This is a genomic window from Metasolibacillus sp. FSL K6-0083 (genome assembly GCF_038630865.1).
Classification (GTDB): Bacteria; Bacillota; Bacilli; order Bacillales_A; family Planococcaceae; genus Metasolibacillus; species Metasolibacillus fluoroglycofenilyticus.
This window is the reverse complement of record NZ_CP152046.1, coordinates 958,027-979,346: the sequence shown is the minus strand read 5'-3', so window position 1 is coordinate 979,346 and position 21,320 is coordinate 958,027. Positions and strand designations below refer to the sequence as shown.

At 38.4% G+C, this 21,320-nt stretch carries 19 protein-coding genes; 11 read left to right on the top strand and 8 right to left on the bottom strand.

The window, feature by feature from the left end:
• Positions 1–3: 3 nt before the first annotated feature.
• The 3 genes from MHB51_RS04610 to MHB51_RS04600 form a co-directional block, all read right to left on the bottom strand.
• Positions 4–915 (bottom strand): methyl-accepting chemotaxis protein, encoded by a 912-nt coding sequence (locus MHB51_RS04610; protein WP_342559088.1) that lies wholly within the window; start codon positions 913–915, stop codon positions 4–6.
• Positions 916–1,256: 341 nt separating this feature from the next.
• A complete protein-coding gene (locus tag MHB51_RS04605) occupies positions 1,257–1,859 on the bottom strand; it encodes a hypothetical protein (protein WP_066163883.1) in 603 nt (200 codons plus the stop codon).
• Positions 1,860–2,322: 463 nt separating this feature from the next.
• The gene (locus MHB51_RS04600; RefSeq protein WP_066163881.1) at positions 2,323–3,714 is read right to left on the bottom strand and encodes an L-cystine transporter; all 1,392 of its coding nucleotides are present in this window, start codon (positions 3,712–3,714) and stop codon (positions 2,323–2,325) included.
• A gap of 141 nt (positions 3,715–3,855) precedes the next feature.
• Here MHB51_RS04600 and MHB51_RS04595 point away from each other — a divergent pair, with 141 nt between their 5' ends.
• From MHB51_RS04595 to MHB51_RS04575, 5 genes are all read left to right on the top strand, one after another.
• Positions 3,856–4,542 (top strand): O-linked GlcNAc transferase, encoded by a 687-nt coding sequence (locus tag MHB51_RS04595; protein ID WP_342472660.1) that lies wholly within the window; start codon positions 3,856–3,858, stop codon positions 4,540–4,542.
• Between the two features lie 20 nt (positions 4,543–4,562).
• Complete coding sequence (locus MHB51_RS04590) at positions 4,563–5,123, top strand: DNA helicase (RefSeq protein WP_342472659.1); 561 nt, start codon at positions 4,563–4,565, stop codon at positions 5,121–5,123.
• A gap of 12 nt (positions 5,124–5,135) precedes the next feature.
• Positions 5,136–5,768, top strand: a complete 633-nt coding sequence (locus MHB51_RS04585; RefSeq protein WP_342559087.1) for an esterase — start codon at positions 5,136–5,138, stop codon at positions 5,766–5,768.
• Positions 5,765–6,196 carry an HIT family protein gene (locus MHB51_RS04580; RefSeq protein WP_342559086.1) on the top strand — a complete coding sequence of 144 codons (432 nt, stop codon included), beginning with the start codon at positions 5,765–5,767 and terminating at the stop codon, positions 6,194–6,196. The genes MHB51_RS04585 and MHB51_RS04580 overlap by 4 nt, the downstream gene beginning before the upstream one ends.
• A 298-nt stretch (positions 6,197–6,494) precedes the next feature.
• Positions 6,495–10,136, top strand: coding sequence for an InlB B-repeat-containing protein (locus MHB51_RS04575; RefSeq protein WP_342559085.1), 3,642 nt, complete (start codon positions 6,495–6,497; stop codon positions 10,134–10,136).
• A gap of 612 nt (positions 10,137–10,748) precedes the next feature.
• Here MHB51_RS04575 and MHB51_RS04570 read toward each other — a convergent pair.
• From MHB51_RS04570 to MHB51_RS04560, 3 genes are all read right to left on the bottom strand, one after another.
• The gene (locus tag MHB51_RS04570; RefSeq protein ID WP_066163869.1) at positions 10,749–11,321 is read right to left on the bottom strand and encodes a hypothetical protein; all 573 of its coding nucleotides are present in this window, start codon (positions 11,319–11,321) and stop codon (positions 10,749–10,751) included.
• A gap of 15 nt (positions 11,322–11,336) precedes the next feature.
• Positions 11,337–12,443 (bottom strand): flavodoxin-dependent (E)-4-hydroxy-3-methylbut-2-enyl-diphosphate synthase, encoded by a 1,107-nt coding sequence (gene ispG / locus MHB51_RS04565; protein ID WP_066163865.1) that lies wholly within the window; start codon positions 12,441–12,443, stop codon positions 11,337–11,339.
• Positions 12,444–12,646: 203 nt separating this feature from the next.
• Positions 12,647–12,976, bottom strand: coding sequence for a hypothetical protein (locus MHB51_RS04560; RefSeq protein WP_066163862.1), 330 nt, complete (start codon positions 12,974–12,976; stop codon positions 12,647–12,649).
• Between the two features lie 103 nt (positions 12,977–13,079).
• Between MHB51_RS04560 and glsA the strand changes: the two genes are divergently transcribed.
• The gene (gene glsA, locus MHB51_RS04555) at positions 13,080–14,015 is read left to right on the top strand and encodes a glutaminase A (protein ID WP_066163858.1); all 936 of its coding nucleotides are present in this window, start codon (positions 13,080–13,082) and stop codon (positions 14,013–14,015) included.
• 290 nt (positions 14,016–14,305) lie between these two features.
• Here the strand turns inward: glsA and MHB51_RS04550 are convergent, their stop codons facing one another.
• Complete coding sequence (locus MHB51_RS04550) at positions 14,306–14,818, bottom strand: DUF1189 family protein (protein WP_066163851.1); 513 nt, start codon at positions 14,816–14,818, stop codon at positions 14,306–14,308.
• Between the two features lie 336 nt (positions 14,819–15,154).
• On the opposite strand from MHB51_RS04550, the gene MHB51_RS04545 reads away from it, so the two are divergent.
• Together MHB51_RS04545 and MHB51_RS04540 are read left to right on the top strand one after the other, a co-directional pair.
• Positions 15,155–15,631 carry a DUF456 domain-containing protein gene (locus tag MHB51_RS04545; RefSeq protein WP_107942522.1) on the top strand — a complete coding sequence of 159 codons (477 nt, stop codon included), beginning with the start codon at positions 15,155–15,157 and terminating at the stop codon, positions 15,629–15,631.
• 113 nt (positions 15,632–15,744) lie between these two features.
• Positions 15,745–16,350 carry a superoxide dismutase gene (locus tag MHB51_RS04540; protein WP_066163841.1) on the top strand — a complete coding sequence of 202 codons (606 nt, stop codon included), beginning with the start codon at positions 15,745–15,747 and terminating at the stop codon, positions 16,348–16,350.
• A gap of 192 nt (positions 16,351–16,542) precedes the next feature.
• Here the strand turns inward: MHB51_RS04540 and MHB51_RS04535 are convergent, their stop codons facing one another.
• On the bottom strand, positions 16,543–17,595 hold the full coding sequence (locus tag MHB51_RS04535) for a hypothetical protein (RefSeq protein WP_342559084.1): 1,053 nt from the start codon (positions 17,593–17,595) through the stop codon (positions 16,543–16,545).
• A gap of 120 nt (positions 17,596–17,715) precedes the next feature.
• Here MHB51_RS04535 and MHB51_RS04530 point away from each other — a divergent pair, with 120 nt between their 5' ends.
• The 3 genes from MHB51_RS04530 (at position 17,716) to MHB51_RS04520 (ending at position 21,104) form a co-directional block, all read left to right on the top strand.
• Positions 17,716–18,111, top strand: a complete 396-nt coding sequence (locus MHB51_RS04530; RefSeq protein WP_342559083.1) for a VOC family protein — start codon at positions 17,716–17,718, stop codon at positions 18,109–18,111.
• 196 nt (positions 18,112–18,307) lie between these two features.
• Complete coding sequence (locus MHB51_RS04525) at positions 18,308–20,524, top strand: penicillin-binding protein 2 (RefSeq protein WP_342472651.1); 2,217 nt, start codon at positions 18,308–18,310, stop codon at positions 20,522–20,524.
• A gap of 166 nt (positions 20,525–20,690) precedes the next feature.
• Positions 20,691–21,104 (top strand): hypothetical protein, encoded by a 414-nt coding sequence (locus MHB51_RS04520; RefSeq protein ID WP_066163824.1) that lies wholly within the window; start codon positions 20,691–20,693, stop codon positions 21,102–21,104.
• The last annotated feature ends 216 nt before the right edge of the window (positions 21,105–21,320 follow it).

Genomic DNA, 21,320 nt, shown 5'->3' with positions numbered 1-21,320 from the left:
CCTTTAAATTCTCTCAATAAATTCATTTGTGTTTTTTTCCAATGATTCAGCAGTTTGGGCAATATATTGAAAGTGATTTACTGTTTTTTCAATTTGCTCTGTGCTGCCCTGCACACTTTTTGTTATAGCATCAATACTAGTCGTGACGGAATTTATTCTATCAATAATACGGTCAACATTATCCTTTACTTCGCCAATCGACTGTGAAACCTTTGTTGATAGATTGCGTACTTCCTGAGCGACAACATTGAATCCTTTGCCATGCTCACCTGCACGAGCGGCCTCAATTGCCGCATTTAGCGCAAGTAAATTTGTTTGTGCAGCAATATCGCGAATGGTTTTGACGACATTGGTAATGGACTCCGCTTCTCGCTGTAAAGCTTGCAAATTTTGTTGATTTATTGTTGACTCTTCCTCGATATGCTCAATGTTGCTCAGCAAAGTGATGCTATCATTATGGCCGATTTGGGATTTTTCATTTAATGTTTCCGACATATCTTTTAGTTGATTTGCTAAAGAATTCACATTTTCCATTCTTTCTGTAATGTTTAAAGCGATTTTACTAACACCAATCACTTGACGACCATTATCAGAGAAAATAGGCATATAAGTTACTTCTAGCCATATTTTTTCTCCAGAAACATGTTTTCGTATAACTTTGTCTTTATAAGAGTTCCCTTGTTCTATATGTCTCCAAAACTCTTTATATGAAGGGCTTTCAGAAAATTCAGGAAAGCAAAATTGGCTATGATTTACCCCGATTAATTGTGTTGCTTTGTAGCCGAGCATCGCAGCAAACTGCTCATTTACATATTCAACATCATGATTTAGATTAAAGCGGACAATTGCTAGATTTTTTTCTAAAGATTTTACAACATGTTGGTCTGTCACTTGTTCAATTTGTTTGTTTATCATATATAGCCTCCTCTTTGTAGCCTATAAAAATAATGCTCGTTATAGTTTAGTGTAATGAAAAAGCATGCATCTGACTAGTAATTTTTTCTTATACATATTAAAACTTTAATCAATTACGCCTTGGCGTAATTGCGTTGGGATTTTGAACGATGCTTGCACAATTCAAAATCCCTGACATCCGCCGGAGGCTTAAATTTCAGCGAGTGTTTGGACACCCGCTGAAATTGGCCTCATACCTGTGTACCTGTCGCTACGCTTTCGGTACAAAAAATATTGCTGAGAAACGTTAAAAAAACTACATAAATCATAATTGATTCCATGTAGTTCCATTGACATATAGTTTAATTTTCCACCACAATATTTTTTTTATGGAAGTGCGTTGAAGCCTCATCGTAGCTATTTTTAATAAGGCGCTCTAGCGTGTTTTCTTTCGTCAAAATCGGCATGATGATTTTGACGATGGCTGCTTGATCTTCCACGAATTGACGAACCTCTTCGTCGCTGCCTTTGTGTGCCTCAAAATAGGAGCGACGTCTATTGCGAATAATAATATCCTCGCGGTTTTCTGCTAATAATACTTCTGTTAGCCATTGGCTTAAAGCTTCTGCAAGATAAAGTGCTGTAATGAATAGTAACTCGGTAGCTATATCAGGATGTGTTTTAATAAATTTGAAATAATGATCATTTTTTAATTCATCTAAAATGATAAAATTGCTTGAATAATAGAGTGTTTTTTCTACTGATTCCAAAATGAGATATTCATCTGGTTGCAAGAGTAGCCAAATATTAAATGCAGCAACCCAAACATCGTTTGAGCTAATGGTTCCCGCTTGTGGAATTGAATGATATTGCGGTAATTTTCTTGCTAACGCTTTAAACTCATTTACTAATAAATCATCTTCTAGAAATAATAAACTTTTTTCAGCTGTAACTGTCTCAAACATCCTTGCTCACCTCACTCGGCTTACTAATCTTTACCACTATTGTATCGTTTCCAATTTTTTATGCAATATATTTACCTGAATTTAGTACAAGAGTTGCAGTTTAGCGTTCAAAAGACCGTGTGTTAGTCGTCCTTTTGAACGTTTTCGATGGGATTTTGTCAAAATGCTCACTTGGTAGAATAGTGAGGGGATTCTTTGAAAATGGATGATTTAGTAATGTTTCTTCTAAGCGAAAGAGAAGAAATGAAAAACTTACTTTCCAGAAGCTTCATTAAAATAAAAATGGGGCTGTCTAATGAGTCGCATAGTTGCCGACTTATTAGACGCTCCCATTTTTCGTCTACAATAAAAATTCAATTTTTACTTCTTCATTTTATACGAAGGAAATTTGTTATACTTAATATTTTCCTATTTTCATAGAAACCTTTGTTATTTTATCGAGCGAGCGCTTTGGACGCTTTTATTATGCATCGATTAGTTGTTTAGTAGCTGAGGGTGTATCATAGGCTTCTTTATCAAGTTCTCCTGTTACACGAGCTGTAGCTACACCTGCTGTCATCGAACCACTTACGTTTAATGCTGTACGCCCCATATCAATTAGTGGTTCAACAGAAATTAAAACACCTGCAAGGGCAATTGGTAAATCAAGTGCAGATAGTACTAAAATAGCGGCAAATGTTGCTCCACCACCAACGCCTGCAACACCGAATGAACTAATTGCTACAACGATAATAACTGTTGCAATAAAGACTGGACTGAGCGGATTAATACCGACAGTCGGTGCAATCATAATAGCTAGCATAGCAGGGTACACACCAGCACAACCGTTTTGTCCGATAGATAGACCGAAAGAAGCGGAGAAGTTTGCAATTCCTTCTGGAACCCCTAAGCGGCCTGTTTGTGTTTGAATATTTAATGGCAAAGCACCTGCGCTCGTACGAGATGTAAAAGCGAATAATAGCGTTTCCGCTGCTTTTTTCACATATGTGAATGGGTTTAAACCTGTTAATGTAATAATCAACAAATGAATGATAAACACAATAATTAATGCAACGTATGAGGCAATAACGAATTTACCTAAATTGAAAATTGCCCCAAAATCACTTGTAGCAACAGTGCGTGCCATAATTGCTAAAATACCATATGGCGTTAAGCGAAGTACAATGCGCACAACCCCCATAATAAGGGCATAAATAGCGTCAATACCTTTTTTTATTGTTGCTGCAGTTTCCTGATCTCTACGTGACACTGATAAATAAGCAAAGCCTAAAAATGCAGAGAAAATAACGACAGCAATTGTTGAAGTTGAACGAGACCCTGTTAAGTCAGCGAATGGATTGGCTGGGAATAATTCCACAATTTGCTGTGGTAGCGATGCCGCAGCTAAAGATTCAGAGCGTTCTACGAGTGATTCACCACGTGCAACTTCTGCATCACCTTGTAATATTTGTGTTGCATCTAGATTAAAAACGGCTGTTGTTGTAATACCAACCGCTGCTGAAATTGCTGTTGTTCCAATTAAAATAGCTAAAATGAGTGCAGCCATTTTTCCGAAGTTTTTACCAACCTTCATTTTTGTGAATGCTACTAAAATAGAAATAAAAATAAGTGGCATAGCAATCATTTGCAATAATTTGACATAGCCTGTTCCGATAATATTATACCAAGGAACTGTATTTACTACTTCCTCAGCACCGGAGCCATAAATAAACTGTAACACTGCCCCAAGCAAAATACCTAAACCTAATGCGATAAAGACACGTGTTGAAAATTTAATATTCTTTTTCTTTAAAGCATATAAAATACCGATTAACACAAGTAATGCGATAATATTTATCAGTACAATGAAATTCATTAATAATAACCTCCTAGTTATATTTACTTAGCATATTGTATTCTATTCCTATAAAGTGTATTAGTCAAGTAGGGATTAATAATTTTATTAAAAAATTTTTGCTTGAATCATGTATACTAAAAAGATAGGGAGTGAAAAGTATTGAAACTGGAGCAATTATTTTATAATGGACAATTACATGCCTGCTTTCAAAAGGCGCAGTTGCAGCAAGATTCACCATTTGCACAGCAGGTGATTGCATTGTATGAACGTTATCAATTAGCAAATATTCCTCGCTATACAATGCGTGAAGAGCAAGCAATCGAGAGGGCAGATGAGACATATGTCGAGCAGGACGAAGTATTAGCTATTCGCGAAATTACTGAGGAAGAGCAGTTTGTAGCAAGAACACGTCAACTTGAAGAACGCGCGCGTACTGGAACAGACCAAGAGCGAGCGCAATCCTTTTTTACACAAGCACAGCTTTTTTTATTTGCACATCATTATGAGGAAAGTGTTCATTGCTTTTTACAGGCTGTTAAATATAATCCAAATAAAGCTGTTTATTATGGTTTAGCAGCGCAAACAATGCAGCGCTTAGATTACACACCGTTTGAGATATTAGGCTATTTGGAGCGAGCGATTGACTTAGATGAACAAAATGCTCGCTGGCATTGGAATCGGGCACTTATTTTAGTAGAGCTATATAAAAGCTTGCAACATGATGCGTTTTTAGAGCAAGCACTTATTGCATTGGAAGATGCATTGGCCTGTTGTCGTCAGGAACAAAAGTCATTAAAGGGTGCGATTGAAAACACACTTGAAAATATGAGACAATATATTTTTTAACGTAAAAGGGAGTGTAGAGTTTGCGAACACAGCAAGAAGTAAACCATTATATTGAAGAATTAATGTTTCTGCTAACACAAAAAGCAGATGTAGCACAATTCGAAAAAACAATTAAACAAAATATTGCTACTAAAAAAGAGTCCGCGGCAAATGAGCAAGACTTTTTTGACCGTTTAATGTTAAATATTACGTACTTTGTTGAAAATAAAGCAGCATGGATAAAAATTTTACGCGCTACATATGGACAAGGACAAGTGCCAGCAGTGTCCTATATTGAAAGCGAATCGCTCGCACAGCAAATGCGCATCCGCCAATTTGTTTCTGAAAAAATGGAGGATTATACAAAATTATTCCATAGCCAATATAAGGCCTTAAATGTCACAGAGGAAGCAGTTATCTATGATTATGCGTATGCATCAGTAGAGCACTCGCTGCGCTATGATTTTTTAACCTATTTAACAATACAGCCACAGGCAAACGTAGTGTTAGAGGGAGATTTTGAGGAAACATTAAAAATTATTGAGGGCTATGTAGCCTATTATGCTGATCAGTTTGTCAATCGCATGGAATTAACAGAATAGGAGAAAGTAGCGATGAAATCACCATATATATTTACACATATAGCACCAAAGGAAACGGGCGAAAAGCCCGCTATCTTTTTATTGCACGGCTTAGGTAGCAATGAGCAAGATTTATTACAACTTGTTGAAAACATGCCGTTTGACTGTCATATTTTTAGCTTGCGCGGTCCGATTACGCATCCACCAGGCTACGCCTTTTATACATTTGAAGAGGAAGGTCTACCGAATCAGGATGTCTTTGACCAAGTTGTACAATTTACAAAACAATTTATTGAAGAAGCAATCGTAGAGTTTTCATTGAAAAAGGAAGCGCTATATGTCATGGGCTTCAACCAAGGCGCAGCACTTGTTCAGGCTTTAACTGTTATAATGGGCGATACGCTTCACGGGGCTGTAGTTTTAAGCGGCTTTGTCCCTCAATTTGTAGTAGAGGAATATCGCAAACTACCATTAGGCAATGTCAAAATGTTTATTGCGCATGGGGAGTATGATTATGTTTACCCACTTGCATGGGGCAAAGCTAGTGCAGAATTCTTCGAGGAATACGGCGCACAAATAACCTTTAAAACATACGCGGATGGGCATGGAGTAATCGCGGAGGAGTTGAACGATTTGATGGCTTGGTTTTCAGAGGTAAGCAAGTGAATTGTCTAGGCTGTCATTTAGCAAACAAAAAAGCACCCGTTTATGTAATATTTGAAAACGAGCATGTATGCTGCATTTTAGATTGCGCCCCTTATAATGAAGGACATGTGTTAATCTTGCCTAAAAAACATGTATGTTATTTCGATGAGCTTAATAGAAACATGTCAGCTGCAGTAATGGAAGCGACACAGCTTATATCAAAGACAATCAAAACGTTGTTTCAGCCAGATGGCATTACTGTATGTCAAAACGGTGGCGCTTTTGATGAATTAACACATTTCCATATGCATGTTGTGCCAAGATATGAAGGACAACATTTTGCAGATTTCTTTAGGGAAAGCGAAGAAGTTCACGTAGGTGAACAAAAGCTAGTGAAAACGCAAACACATATGGTTAATATGATTAAAAGCTTAGAAAAAACAATTTAAAACCTAATTAAGCACAGGAATCTTGTTAAAATTCGAGAGTTCCTGTGCTTTTGTTATTTGCGGCGAATAAATAATAAAGTTGTTTAATGGAGTCATTTAAAAATGTTAGCCATGCAATTCTATAAACAGCCCAAAATATTGAATAGCATTTGTATGAAAAGCAACTAAACACCGCTTTAGGTGCATTTTCCAACAAGGAGTAATGAAAAAATAAATCAACTTTTTTAACCTAATTTTAACCTTCGCACTATATAATGTATCTACGAGACAACAGAATCAAGCGAAAGGAGCAACAAATATGCAACGAAAAACAAAGCTAACTCTTGTACTTATAGCGATTGTTGTTTTGTTTATGCAAACGTTATTTGGTAGTTTACCAACAATGGCAATTGAGAATTTGTCTAGTCAGCCTTATTATGCAGGGAAAACGGCGAAAAGTCCTATAGTAGAACAATTGGTAACGGCTTCCCCTGATAGTGCTACCATCCAAATGATACAAACGACAGCGGATAGTACGGTTATTTATGTCGATGCAGCAAAGGAAAACGGTGGCGGTGGCATAGATTGGGCAACCGCCTATAACGATTTACAGTCAGCACTTGATGAAGCATCCAGTAAATTAAATGCAGGGGCAACGGCAGTAGAAATTTGGCTAGCACAAGGTACGTATAAACCGACAAAAAAAGTTGGGGGGACAGATAATCGCTATAAAACCTTCCAAATGCAAAATAATGTAGCCATTTACGGAGGTTTTAGTGGTACAGAAACCGAGCGAATAGAACGCGATTGGGAGCAGTATCCAACGATTTTAAGTGGTGATATTGATAACAAACCAACCGATACTGCAGGAAATAGTTACCATGTATTCTATCATCCGGATGGCTCGCAGTTAAACGCTACAGCCATTTTAGACGGTGTAACGATTACGGGGGGAAATGCAATAAATCGTAGGGGAGGCGGCATGCATAATTATAATAGTAGCCCCACGCTAACAAATGTTACTTTTGAGGGCAACACAGCATCTGATGGAGGCGGCATGCATAATTATAATAGTAGCCCCACGCTAACAAATGTTACTTTTGAGGGCAACACAGCATCTGATGGAGGCGGCATGCATAATTATAATAGTAGCCCCGCGCTAACGCATGTGACATTCAGTAGCAACACAGCACCATATTCTAGAGGAGGCGGCATGTACAATATTGGTGGTAGCCCCACGCTAACAAATGTTACTTTTGAGGGCAACACAGCATCTGATGGAGGCGGCATGTATAATGATAATAGTAGCCCCACGCTAACGCGTGTGACATTCAGTAGCAACACAGCAACATATTCTGAAGGAGGCGGCATGTACAATATTGGTGGTAGCCCCAGGTTAACAAATGTCATATTTGATAGTAACACAGCAAAAATTGCTGGAGGCGGCATGTCTAATAGTAGTAGTAGCCCCACGCTAACACATGTGACATTCAGCAGCAACACAGCAACATATTATGGAGGCGGCATGTCCAATAGTAGTAGTAGCCCCACGCTAACACATGTGACATTCAGCAGCAACACAGCAACATATTTTGGAGGCGGCATGTACAATAGTAGTAGCAGTCCCACGCTAACAAATGTCACTTTTGAGGGCAACACAGCATCTTATGGAGGCGGCATGTCCAATAGTAGTAGTAGCAGTCCCACGCTAACAAATGTCACTTTTGAGGGCAACACAGCATCTGATGGAGGTGGCATGTACAATTATAATAGTAGCCCCACGCTAACACATGTCACTTTTGAGCACAATACAGCAGCAACTTATGGAGGCGGCATGTCCAATAGTAGTAGTAGCCCCACGCTAACAAATGTTACTTTTAAGCGCAACACAGCAACATATTATGGAGGCGGCATGTCCAATAGTAGTAGTAGCCCCACGCTAACAAATGTGACATTCAGCAGCAACGAAGCGCATTCTGGAGGCGGCATGTTCAATAGTAGTAGTAGTAGTAGTAGTAGTAGGCCCACGCTAACAAATGTCACAATGAGTGGTAATGAAACAACACTGAATAAAGGAGCCATCTATGGTGGCAGTCCAAAAATAGACAATAGTATCATTGCTGGCAACAATGGCGAGCCAGCGCTTCATTCAAGTGTTAACGCGATGATTGAAAACAGTTTACTGGATGTAGAGGAAAGTGGGAATATTTTAGCTAAGTTCCATCAGTCAACAACGGATATACAATCCGTTGCGTATACACCAGAAGCTATTTTTATAGACCCAAGTCAACACAACTATCAATTACGGGCAGGGTCGCCGGCCATTAATAAAGGAAATAATGCGTTAAATACACAATCAACTGACCTTTTAAACAATCCACGTATTCAAGGTAGTTTCATCGATTTAGGTGCATATGAGTCGGAATTTGCTTATCATGTATTCTATGATGCAAACGGCGCGACAGGTAATAGACCAGTTGATCAAATGACTTATAAACAGGGCGACACTGTAACTGTACAAAATAATAGTGGCATTTTAGAAAGAACAGGCTATACATTCGAAGGCTGGAATACTGAGGCGGATGGTCAAGGACTCGACTATGCTGAAAATACTACTTTCATAATGGGTACCCAAAATCAACTACTCTATGCGAAATGGACAGTGGAAACCTATCTAGTAACCTTTGAATCAAACGGTGGCAGTGCTGTAATCGCACAGCAAATACCGTACAATACGCAGATAAGTGAACCCACTCCACCAAGCAAACAAGGGCATACATTTGTTGGATGGTATAAGGATGCGGCATTCACTGATGAATGGGGTTTTGCGACGAATGTCGTAACCGAGGCGATTACACTCTATGCGAAATGGACAATGAATCCAACATATACAGTGATTTATGATAGAAACGGGGCAACAGGTGGTACTGTGCCACAGGATCATCAAGCATATGAAGAAAATGCTAGCGCAACAGTGCAGGGCAATAGTGGTCAGCTTGTTCGAACGAACTATACGTTCAAGGGCTGGAATACGCAAGCAGACGGCAAAGGGATATCTTATGCTGAAAATGCAATCTTCCAAATGGGGCAAGGGAATGTCACACTTTATGCCGAGTGGACAGCAAATCCACCAACAACAGGTGGAGGTAGTAATCCAGCCCCTACATTAAACGACAATAATTACTCGCCACCAACAAAGGTGAGAATCACATTGCATGCGAACGGTGGCACAGCGATAGCACCAATCGACATAAGCTCTCATACAAAAGTTGGCAATTTACCTGTGCCAATAAGGGAGGGCTATCGCTTTGAAGGTTGGTATCAAGATGAGGCATTGACAAAACGATGGGAAGAGGAAACGATTTTGCGAGAAAATATTTCGCTCTATGCAAAATGGACCGCATTACCTATAGAGCAACCTGAACCCTCACAGCCAGCACAGCCAATCATACCATTTCATGATGTAGAAAGACATTGGGCAAAAGAGATGATTGAGGAACTAACAGCCCTCGGTATTATCCAAGGCTTTGAAGATGGTACTTTCCGTCCGAATGCTCCGATTAGTCGTATGCATGTGGCAGTGCTACTAACAAGAGTATTTTCACTAGATGCAGTGAGAGAAGCAGATGGTTTCTCGGATGTACCGTCCACACACCCTTATTATGAGGCGATTCAAACATTGCAACAAGCAGGCATTATAGACGGGGCAAATGGTGCGTTTCTCCCAGCAGAAAATATGACGAGAGCGCAATTAGCTAAAGTGCTTGTGGGCGTGCTTGAGCTAACACCAGAAGGCACAAGTTCCTTTGTAGATGTGGCTAGCTCCCATTGGAGTGCTGGTTATATTGCGACGCTAGAGCGCGAAGGGATTACACTCGGTGATAACGGCCAATTCAGACCGAACGAGCCTGTCACAAGAGCGCAATTTGTCGCATTTTTATATCGGATTATGAAAAAATAGCAAAAAATAAAAAACTTGAAAGGATGTTTCTTTCAAGTTTTTTTGTGCAAAATACAATGCAAGACTTCTGACGATGTCGCTTCTATCGTTTTATCGTCCCTCACATACAATTTGACCTATGGATCTCCACAGCCACACGTTTTGATTATCTAAAATCATCCAGTATTTTAAACGACTTTATTGTTACAGCCATTGATTCTTATTTAGTGACCTTGCAAAAAACTAAGTAACTATATTACTTCACCGTCCAGTAATGTAGTTGGTGTAATGTGTTTTCAGGGCTTCAACATGAAACAATTATATTATGGAGTATCAATAATAATGATTTTCACGGGAATTGGGTGAATAATTACTTTAGGACTATAATTGCGTTCCTTTAGCTAGTTTTTTCATATTAGCTAGTCCTGGTGCGTATGCTAGTTTTAGAAAGGGCAGGGGTGTATGCGCATTGATGATGAGCTACTAGAAAGGCTCGGTGTTTATTTTGTTTATCACGAAATTTATAATCAATATGGCATTACATTTGAAAGCTTTGTGGACAGGTGGTTGCGCGGGATTTTGGACATCTAAAAAGAAAGCTGTCGGACTTACCCCCGACAGCTTTTTAGGTCATTAAAAATTTCTACGAATCCAATCGTTTGCTTCAATCCAATTGTTCACGCGAATCACTTTGTTAGGGATTGCAAGCCTATTATAAGGTGTATCGAATAGAATAACGGGAATGTCTAATTCTTCTGCAAGCATCACAGCATTGTCATGCTTATCCTCGAAAAATACATCGACACCATGTTGCTTCGCTGTAGACAACTTATCATGGCTGCCAATCAATTCGATATGATCATACGGAATGGCATGTGTATGAAACCAATTTTTTGTTATATCAAGAACATTTTCACCACGTGCAGAAATGTAAAATAGCTCGTAGCGATTTTTCCAGTCATTTAAAATGGATTTCGCATTGTCTGCAAGCTCGCTCGCTGCATAAAGCTGAGGCTCATTTGTCGCAAACCAATGAGCAAATTCATCCCGGTCGACAGGATGCGGGAATGCACTTAAAAAATCATATTCTACGACATCGTCAAGCGTAATATGAACATTGTATTGTTTATTAATATGTGGAATTAACGTTGCTGGACAAGTAACAGTGCCATCAATATCAATGCCGAATCTCGTTTTTTTTGTCATTGTCATCACGCCTTATTAAGCACGAGCTTCTTCCGCTGCTCGTTTTTCTGCCATTTCGGCAGCAAGCTTATCGATTTCTTTTTTCAATTCCTCAACCATCGTCTCTTCAGGAACTTTGCGGACTGTTTTGCCTTTCATAAATAGCAAGCCTTCACCGCGGGCACCTGCGATACCGATATCAGCCTCACGCGCTTCACCCGGACCATTTACTGCGCAGCCAAGCACTGCAACCTTTAATGGAACATTTAGCGTGGAAATATATTCCTCCACTTCATTAGCGATGGATATTAAATCAATTTCAATGCGTCCACATGTTGGACATGAAATAAGTGTCGCCATATTAGAAGCAAGACCAAATGATTTTAATAGCTCACGTGCTACTTTTACTTCCTCTACTGGGTCAGCAGATAAGGAAATACGCAATGTGTTACCAATACCTCTTGATAAAATAGCACCAAGACCAGCCGCTGATTTTACAGTACCTGCAAATAATGTACCCGATTCTGTAATACCTAAATGTAATGGGTAATCGAATGCTTTTGCTGCTTTTTCATATGCCTCGATTGCAAGGTTTACGTCAGATGCTTTCATCGATACGATAATATCGTGGAAATCTAAGTCTTCTAAAATTTTAATATGATGTAGTGCAGATTCAACCATCCCATCTGCTGTAGGATAGCCGTATTTTTCTAAAATATGGCGCTCCAATGAACCAGCATTTACACCGATACGAATAGGAATATTTTTTGCTTTTGCTGCATTTACAACCGCCTCTACTTTTTCACGACGACCGATATTACCTGGATTAATACGTACTTTATCTATACCATTTTCAATTGCCTTCAATGCGAGCTTATAGTCGAAATGAATATCTGCAACAAGTGGAATATGGATGCGCTTTTTAATTTCTGCGATTGCATCCGCCGCACGTTCATCTGGTACAGCAACACGTACGATTTGGCAGCCTGCTTCCTCTAAACGTAAAATTTCTGCTACAGTTGCCTCCACATCATGTGTTTTTGTTGTACACATGCTTTGGATGAATAATTCATTGCTGCCACCAATTGTTAAGTTTCCTACGCGTACGGGGCGTGTATTGGAACGGTGAACGATTTCACTCATATAAATTCTCTCCTTTTTGGGCTTACAAAAATCAATTGCACGATTGTGCAACTGCCTTCAAGTTTTCGTAATATGACGCAACACAACGATTTGTTGTTGCATGACAAAACGAATGCTCGAAAAAATACTCTCACAGTCACTATTTTAGCAGTGAAAATAAGCAAGGACAAGAATTAACTACGGTGTTTCAGAAAGAGAGCGCTTTAAAGACATTTATTTTCCTTTTGTTTGCGAATTGGTAATTTTATCAACTCACCCGGAACAAGCGATTGCTGTTGTAAATGTGGATTTGCCTTATAAAATTCAGCAAGGCGTTCAGGTGATGGAGCATCAGAAGGAGTTGCTGCAAATAAGCTGTAAATCGTATCGCGAGGCTGTACTCGAACGATAACATTATGCCATTCGTAATCGATTTGTTCCTCGCAATCTTCTTGAGCATAAAAGGAAGCAAGGGGCAGTGTCCCTTCCTGTAAATCTATTTTGACGACTGTCGCAATAATAAAAAATAATATTGTAAAAATAATATAACGCATAGTAAACCTCCTAAAAAATAGAGTAGCGATACTATTTCATGTCTAATTGGTGTATTCTATTCTTGACAATCGACATTTATTAATTTTTGGAGGGAAATAAGAGATGCAACAATTACAGCAATTTCTTCATGATGCACAGCCATTTTATAAAGAAGGGCATGTTGCTACATATATACCAGCATTAAGTAATGTTGACCCAAAGCTATTAGCGGTTTCATTAATTGATGGGAATGGTAGAGCATTTCAAGAAGGAGATTATGAGCATTTTTTTACTTTACAGAGCATTTCGAAGGTCATTAGCTTTATTTTTGTTTGTGAAACATACGGTATTGAACAAGTCCTAAAATATGTTGATGTAGAGCCAACAGGCGATCCTTTCAATTCAATTATTCGCCTAGAAAGTCATCAGCCAGGCAAACCCTTTAATCCAATGATTAATGCGGGCGCTATTACAATTTCATCGATGCTTCCGGGTGAGCAGGTAGAGGAAAAAGTGAGCAATTTGCAAAGCTTTATCCAAAAAATTACGAATGAACGATGTGAGGTGAGTGAAGAAGTCTTTACTTCTGAATGGGAAACAGCCTACCGTAACCGAGCGATTGCCTATTATTTAAAGGCAAACGGCTATTTGCAGGGCGATGTAGAAATGGCTTTGGAAGCCTATTTAAGGCAATGCGCTTTATTGATTAATGTAAAGCAGCTCGCAATGATTGCCTTAGTTATTGCAAACGATGGTTATCACCCGCTATTAAAGCAGCAAATTTTTGATGCTAAAATCGCGAAAATCGCGAAAGCACTTATGCTTACTTGCGGTATGTACAATGCATCTGGCAAATTTGCAGCATTTGTTGGCTTACCAGCAAAAAGCGGTGTTTCTGGTGGCATTTTATGTGTTGCAATGGATGCGCAAATTGAACAATTACAGGGCACGATTGGTATCGGGATTTTTGGCCCAGCAATTGATGCTGTAGGAAATAGCGTAGCTGGTATGAGGTTTTTAGAGGAACTATCAAAGCATTATCATTTAAGTATTTTTTAGTGGTGGCGAGGCTGTCCCAAAAGCCGTGCATAGCCGGCTTTTGGGACAGTAGCGATTATCTTTCACAAAAATATTCACTCATAGAAATAGAGAGCCACCTTTAAAGCTATGATAAACACGGGCTTCAACGATTTTTACCTTCGATAAAAGGGACTTTTCAGACAGTCCCGTAGCGTTTATGTTTTAGCCGCATTATAAAAGGAAATCATTTATTTAAAAAGGTTGCAAATAGTGAATCAAGCAGTTTTTTGAATTTGAAAAAATCTCGTTTTCGTTGTCTTTAACGCTCATTACACTCGAGGCATTTTCGGGTATTTCGTTATTGCCATTAACAGCATTGTCATCGTCACAACAATAAATAATAACATCGAGATAACTGAAGGGATGACGAAGAAGCTTAAAACGATGGATAAAATTACTTCCCATGTAATGGCAAAGGCGGCTGTGCGCCATACTTGTCGATACTCACCGCGCCGTTTCAACGGCTTTAAAAATAGTTTTCCTGCATAAGCATAAATGCTAATTTTAGCAAATAAAATAAGCGTGTTCATAACGAATAAAAAAACAATTGAAATTATGTAAACGAGCCACTTTAAATCACTGGCAAACTCCTCTATCTCTTTATAAGAGAAAATTTGTTCCACCTCGGTATTAAAAAACTTTCCTAGTGAAAAAGCAGTCATTGCTGTAATGAGCAAAAAAACGTATTGAATCACTTTTCCAATCGGCATAATTCTATAGGCAGCAAGCTTTTTCGGCTCGTACAAGCTTGCAAGAAAAAGCTGTGAATGTTTTAATTTCATTTTATACTCTCCTCCAACAGTCAGTGTATCATGAAAAGTATAACAGGAAAATAGAAAGCGCCATCTTGAAACCATTCAATCAATATAGACGTAGATAAAGTGAAACTTCAATCAGTGGAGGTTTTCCTCATCCTCCACTGATTGTTGATAGAGGAACACAAGCTAAGACCTTCGCATCCTGCGAAAATGCTTGTGTGACCAACATCGTGTTGGCCTCAATCGGGCTTTTACGGGCTGTTAATCTCCTACTATCCTTTGTGTATTTTCACTTAAGTCTTGAAGTGGGCGTCTTACTGTCCGTTAATGCGGGATAAATAATGATAAGGAGTTGAATTCATGGATATAATCGCATGGGTATTAATAATTGCATGTTTCATCATTAGTTTTATAGGGCTTGTTTATCCAATTATTCCATCTGTTTTATTTATTGCGGCAGGCTTTATTGTTTATGGCGTGTTTTACACATTCTCCTTGCCGTGGTGGTTCTGGGTAATTGAAGTGCTGTTTGTCGCTTTATTATTTGCAGCTGATACGATTGCCAATTTAATCGGCGTTAAAAAATTTGGGGGCTCAAAAGCAGGGATGTGGGGAAGCACAATTGGATTGCTTATAGGGCCATTTGTAATTCCTTTTGCAGGTATTTTAATCGGTCCATTTTTAGGGGCAGTCATTGGTGAAATAGTTGTTGAGAGAACGACATTGAAGCAGGCAGTTCGTACGGGTGTTGGCTCAGTTATAGGTTTTTTAACGTCCGTCGCAGCAAAAGGTACAATTCAAGCAATTATGATTATTATTTTTGTTTTTGCGATTTAGTTCCGTCAAAAGACCGAAATATTTGTTCTTAAGTTTTTTTCATTGAAGGACTGTACCAATTTTGATAACCTTATACATGAAGGATGATTTTTCAACTTGAGGAGGAATTTATAATGGCTTACGAATTACCAAAATTACCTTACGCATATGATGCATTAGAACCACATATTGATGCGCGTACAATGGAAATCCACCATTCAAAGCATCATCAAACGTACATTACGAATGTAAACGCTGCATTAGAGGGTACTGAATTTGCAGGTAAAGATGTAAACGAATTAATTGCAAATTTAGATGCACTTCCAGCTGACAAACAAACGGCTGTACGCAACAACGGTGGTGGACATGCTAACCACACATTATTCTGGGAAGTAATCGCACCAGGCGGTTCAAATACACCAGTTGGTGAAGTAGCAGCTGCAATTGACGCAAAGTTTGGTTCATTCGATGCGTTCAAGGAAGAATTTGCAAAAGCAGCTACAACTCGTTTCGGCTCAGGTTGGGCTTGGTTAATCGTTGATGGAGATGGCGTTGCTGTAACATCTACACCAAACCAAGATTCACCTGTAATGGAAGGCAAAACGCCTATTTTAGGCTTAGACGTTTGGGAGCATGCATACTACTTAAACTACCAAAACCGCCGTCCAGACTACATCGGTGCATTCTGGAACGTAGTAAACTGGGATGTCGTAGAAGCTAAATTCCAAGCGGCAAAATAATCGTTATCTTTTCAATACTAAATCCCCCTCTGTAAAAGAGTTGGTACTAGCGTAGGAAGATAAATGAAATTAAAAATCAAAAGAGAATCAGAACATACAATTCGTATGTTTCCCTGATTCTCTTTTATTTTCCCTAACATATCGGTATAGCAAGGTTTACATGCTTTTAAAACCACAAACAGTATGAAAAAATTATAGAGAATGTAATTGCGGGTGTATTTTCTTTAAAATATCTTCGGTATTTGACATGATTTCATGAAATGTTTGCTCTTTGAAGTTAAAATGCCACTTATAGAGAGAATTGTATATGCCGTATGTATTTTTTGTTTTCTTCCCCGTTTTAATAGGAGAATTTTCGCAAATTGTTGCTATCTTCGTTCTAAAATCAGCTAAAGCCTCTCTCTGTATTGGGTTTGTATTATCGACTTTTACTTTTAGTACGAGTTCTTCATAATTGAATTCCCAATAAAGTGAAAGTGGCTTATCGTTATAGACAATCGATTTCCAACCGGGCGTCCAATTCATTACAGGGTTATTACTACCACTGTAAATCTCCCATTCCTCAGGCATATTCGACTCCATCTTGAGTTGATTATAAAGATAATAAAATAGCGAGAACCAGATTCTATATCCATTTTCTAACCAATAATTTGTATCCCAAAGATTATCTGTTGCAAGTAGGAATTCACTTATTTTTTCTAATCGTGCTTTTTCTTCAATTAGAGATTCAATCCAATCGAAATATATTGTATTTTGTATTTGCAAATGATTGAAAAAGTGAATAATCTCCTTAATTCGGCAAACGGAAAAGTTCTTATTTGGTGGTACTGTGCATACTTGTGAAGACCCGAAAAGAAATAACATAAAACATGTGTCCTTATCGCTATTAATTGTGCTCACAAAATCTTGGAATGTGCCATCAAGTTGTTTATCATAAGGAATTGAATCGACTTTCATTTCGATAACAATGTATTTCGATTGACCAGAAAATAAATTCACTTTGATGACCAAATCAATTTTTCTTTTGCGCCCAAAAGAAAATTCAGGTGTGCAAATAATAGATTCGATATCCTGTTTATTAAATGTTATTGATTTGCCGCAAAATGCAAATAATTTTTTTAAGACAGCGTATTTATTATCGAGTGAAACAGAATTATTTTGGGAATCCATTATCCATTTAATCACGCCTGTATGTACTTTTTCTAATTGGTAACCTACTACATTTACAAAGTTGTTTTTCTTCAATTTGAAATCACTCCATCTCCAATGCTTCTATCATTATACCGCTTGTTGCCTCTATAATGTTTACAATTAATCAATCAACATGTATAGTAAGAAAAAACTGACAGGAAAAGGGGATGGAGTATGGGGAGATTAATTCATTTTGAAATTCATGTTAGCGAGATGGAAAGAGCAAAATCATTTTATGGAGAAGTGTTTGGCTGGACGTTTCAAGACTGGAGCGATTATACAGGGATGCCCTATTTTGGTGCAGTGACTGGAAGTGAGGAAGAACCCGGCATTAACGGCGCATTAATGCAGCGTCAAGGCGCAGAGCCAGAAGAGAATCAACCAGCAAATGGTTATATAAGCACAATGGTTGTAGTGGATTATGATGCAACTGAATCCAAAATCTTAGCAAATGGCGGTAAAGTAGCGAAGGCGAAGCATGCGCTTCCGGGTATGGCATGGCAAGGATATTACAAGGATACAGAAGGCAATATATTCGGTATTCATCAAACCGATGAAAATGCGAAATAGAACTTGATGAAGCTGCCTGAAAAGTTATTACTTTTCAGGCAGCTTCTTTGTCGTCTAGCTAACATCTAATGCGAAAAGGAATGAGTTGCAACTTTTTCATATTGTTAGCGTCACAAAATAGCGGTAATTCTCTTTTTTCTAGCGTATACAGATGGTATACTAAATCTTATGGAGTAAAGGAGGGGAGGCATTTCAGATGCGAAAAGTACAAAAGACAAAAAATAATCAAAATCCTAAAGCAAAGCAACGAGCTAATCTTACATTTCGAATGAATGTCCTTTTCTTTTCAATTTTTATTCTGTTCTCAGCACTTATTTTTCGATTAGGTTATTTGCAAATTGTTAAGGGCGAGGAATATGTGATGGAACTTGAACGCAAAGAGGAAGTGCGAGTAAATACGAGTGTACCACGTGGACGCATTTACGATCGTTACGGTCGAATTTTAGTAGATAATCAGCCAGAAAATGCGATTACATATACAAAAATGCAAACGACAAAACAAAAAGATATGCTTGAGGTAGCGATTGAACTAGCAAAATTAATAGAACAGCCGACAAAACGTGTTACTTACCGTGATAAGCAGGATTTTTGGATTTTACTAAAAAATGAAGATGCGTTAGCCAAAGTAACAAAGGAAGAAATGGATGCGTATCGTGCTTCTGATGAAACGCTTGATGAGAAGCAGGTGAATGCAGAAATGGATCGCCGTATTCGTGAGCGTATCACTGATGAAGAATTAGCACAGCTGACAGATTTTGATTTAGAGGTGCTTGCTATTTATAGAGAAATGGCATCAGGCTACAATTTATCACCGCAAATTATTAAAAGTGAAGGCGTAACAGACGATGAATTTGCTCGTGTTTCGGAGCGTTTAGCTGATTTACCAGGCGTCAATACAACGACAGATTGGAAGCGTGTTAGGTTATCGCCGCTTGCACTTTTAGGTCGAACAACTGTACCGAGCAAAGGGATACCCAAAAATAAGCTTGATTTTTATTTAGCTCGTGATTATTCACGCAATGATCGCGTTGGTGAAAGTTATTTTGAAGCGCAATATGAGGAAATATTGCAGGGTGAAAAATCCGTCGTTAAAAATATGACGAATAAAAAAGGGCAAGTTGTTGAAATTCAAACGACATATGCTGGTGAGCCGGGAAAAGACTTAATTACAACGCTTGATATGGAACTACAGGCAGAGGCGGAGCGCATTGTTGAGGAAAAACTGCTTGAGTTAAAGTCGCTAGGCTCTTCAAGTCTATTAGACCGTGCATTTTTTGTAATGATGGACCCGAATACGGGAGAGCTTTTATCCGTTGTAGGTAAAAAAATCGAAAAGGACCCTGAAACAGGTGAAAGCTACATTATTGATTATTCATACGGTGCATTTACAACTGCCTACGAGGCAGGCTCTAGCATAAAGGCTGCAACTGTATTAACCGGCTATTCAGAAAATGTGTTGAGCTTAAATACGACAATGATAGATGAACCGATTAAGCTATTAAACACAGACCCGAAAAGCTCCATTTTTAACCGTGGCAGCCGTATTGCAATGAATGAGCTTAAAGCATTAGAGCGCTCATCGAACTCGTATATGTTTAAAATTGCAATGGCAATTGGTGGAAAAAGCTATACGTATAATATGGGACTTAACTTGCGTGATGATACATTACAAAGAATGCGCAATGGCTACTCGCAATTCGGTTTAGGTGTACCAACTGGCATCGATTTACCGGGAGAATTTGCTGGTTATCAAGGGATAATGGATACGCCGGGTAAAATTTTAGACTTAGCTATCGGACAATTTGATACGTATACACCATTGCAGTTAGCACAATATATTTCGACAGTTGCCAATGGTGGCTACCGCGTACAGCCTCGTATGTTAAAGGAGATTCGTAAACCTTCTACAGACGGGGAAACATTAGGCGCACTCGTTCAGGAAGTAGAGCCAACAATTTTAAACCGTATTTCGAATACAGATGCTGAAATCGAGCAAGTGAAAAAAGGTTTGCGACAAGTTTATGTTGGTTCCCAAGGGACTGCATATAGATCATTCCATGATGCGCCATATACGGCAGCAGGTAAAACTGGTACGGCAGAGGTAGTATATTATGGACCGCAGCGTGATAAATTTGGGACGAATACAACGACTTTAACACATGTTGGCTTTGCGCCATACGATAACCCACAAATCGCATATGCGGTTGTCATTCCGTGGGTAACGACAGATTTCAGTGTGTATTTAACGCAAAATAATGAAATCGCACGTGAAATCGCAGATTACTACTTTGAACTACAAAAAAAATATGAGCAAAATGGAATAAAAGAAAGCTCAGCAACACAAAAAATTCTTGCGCCATTTTCTGAAGAGCGTCTTGATGAAGATGAGGAGCAGAAAACAGCAACAGAATAGCGTTATAATAGCATAAGGGGCTACTCAAAAAAGAAAATCCTTTTTGGGTGGCCCCATAGTTAATTAATCAGTACATAACAGAGTATTTTAAATAGCTATTTTCTATATTAAACATTGCCGAAAATCGGATATAAACTGCTTAATTAAAAGAAGAAAGGATTTTACTATGCGAAAAATTTTATATCACATTATTGTGTTTTTAGGGGCGATAAGCAATGCATTTATGATGGCACGCTTAAATGTAGGACCTGCTATATTAATTGGTACGACAGTTGCTTATGTTGTTGTATTAGAGGGGCTCTTTTTATTTTTAGAGCCACGTTTAGCTGTTGCTGCACGTAAACGCAATTTAACAACATATCCATTTTTGAAAAATTTGATTGATGCAAAAAAAGCAACTGTTACACTTAAAACAGGCGAAGTTATTTATAATGCTTCATTTAATGGCTACAGTAACCCGAAAGACGCTAACACAATTAAGCTAGATATTACACAGCCAAAAACTAAAAAACAGCCAGAGAAGATAGAAACGCGAGATGTCTTATTAACACATATTAAAGAAGTGAAAAAAGTATTATAGGAGGCATTTTAACTTGGTGAAAAAGCTTCTATAATAGTAAGGACGTTGTTCCCATCTTTCTTGAGGAAACTTTTACATTAAATAAAAGACAATTATAGACTTCATTTACTAGTGTATATAAATAAAATGAAATCAGTTCTTTTAGATGATGATTGATTATCTATTTTCAAATAATTATAGAAATCTAACTTCTTTCAACGGGGGTTCAGACACCCG

Excerpts from the sequence above, each read along its gene's own strand:
- MHB51_RS04540 (WP_066163841.1), top strand. The coding sequence starts at position 15,745 with ATGGCTTACGAATTACCAAAATTACCTTACGCATATGATGCATTAGAA.
- ispG (WP_066163865.1), bottom strand. The coding sequence starts at position 12,443 with ATGAGTGAAATCGTTCACCGTTCCAATACACGCCCCGTACGCGTAGGA.
- MHB51_RS04550 (WP_066163851.1), bottom strand. The coding sequence starts at position 14,818 with ATGAAATTAAAACATTCACAGCTTTTTCTTGCAAGCTTGTACGAGCCG.
- MHB51_RS04525 (WP_342472651.1), top strand. The coding sequence starts at position 18,308 with ATGCGAAAAGTACAAAAGACAAAAAATAATCAAAATCCTAAAGCAAAG.
- MHB51_RS04610 (WP_342559088.1), bottom strand. The coding sequence starts at position 915 with ATGATAAACAAACAAATTGAACAAGTGACAGACCAACATGTTGTAAAA.
- MHB51_RS04575 (WP_342559085.1), top strand. The coding sequence starts at position 6,495 with ATGCAACGAAAAACAAAGCTAACTCTTGTACTTATAGCGATTGTTGTT.
- MHB51_RS04530 (WP_342559083.1), top strand. The coding sequence starts at position 17,716 with ATGGGGAGATTAATTCATTTTGAAATTCATGTTAGCGAGATGGAAAGA.
- MHB51_RS04600 (WP_066163881.1), bottom strand. The coding sequence starts at position 3,714 with ATGAATTTCATTGTACTGATAAATATTATCGCATTACTTGTGTTAATC.
- MHB51_RS04605 (WP_066163883.1), bottom strand. The coding sequence starts at position 1,859 with ATGTTTGAGACAGTTACAGCTGAAAAAAGTTTATTATTTCTAGAAGAT.
- glsA (WP_066163858.1), top strand. The coding sequence starts at position 13,080 with ATGCAACAATTACAGCAATTTCTTCATGATGCACAGCCATTTTATAAA.
- MHB51_RS04560 (WP_066163862.1), bottom strand. The coding sequence starts at position 12,976 with ATGCGTTATATTATTTTTACAATATTATTTTTTATTATTGCGACAGTC.
- MHB51_RS04545 (WP_107942522.1), top strand. The coding sequence starts at position 15,155 with ATGGATATAATCGCATGGGTATTAATAATTGCATGTTTCATCATTAGT.
- MHB51_RS04570 (WP_066163869.1), bottom strand. The coding sequence starts at position 11,321 with ATGACAAAAAAAACGAGATTCGGCATTGATATTGATGGCACTGTTACT.
- MHB51_RS04520 (WP_066163824.1), top strand. The coding sequence starts at position 20,691 with ATGCGAAAAATTTTATATCACATTATTGTGTTTTTAGGGGCGATAAGC.
- MHB51_RS04585 (WP_342559087.1), top strand. The coding sequence starts at position 5,136 with ATGAAATCACCATATATATTTACACATATAGCACCAAAGGAAACGGGC.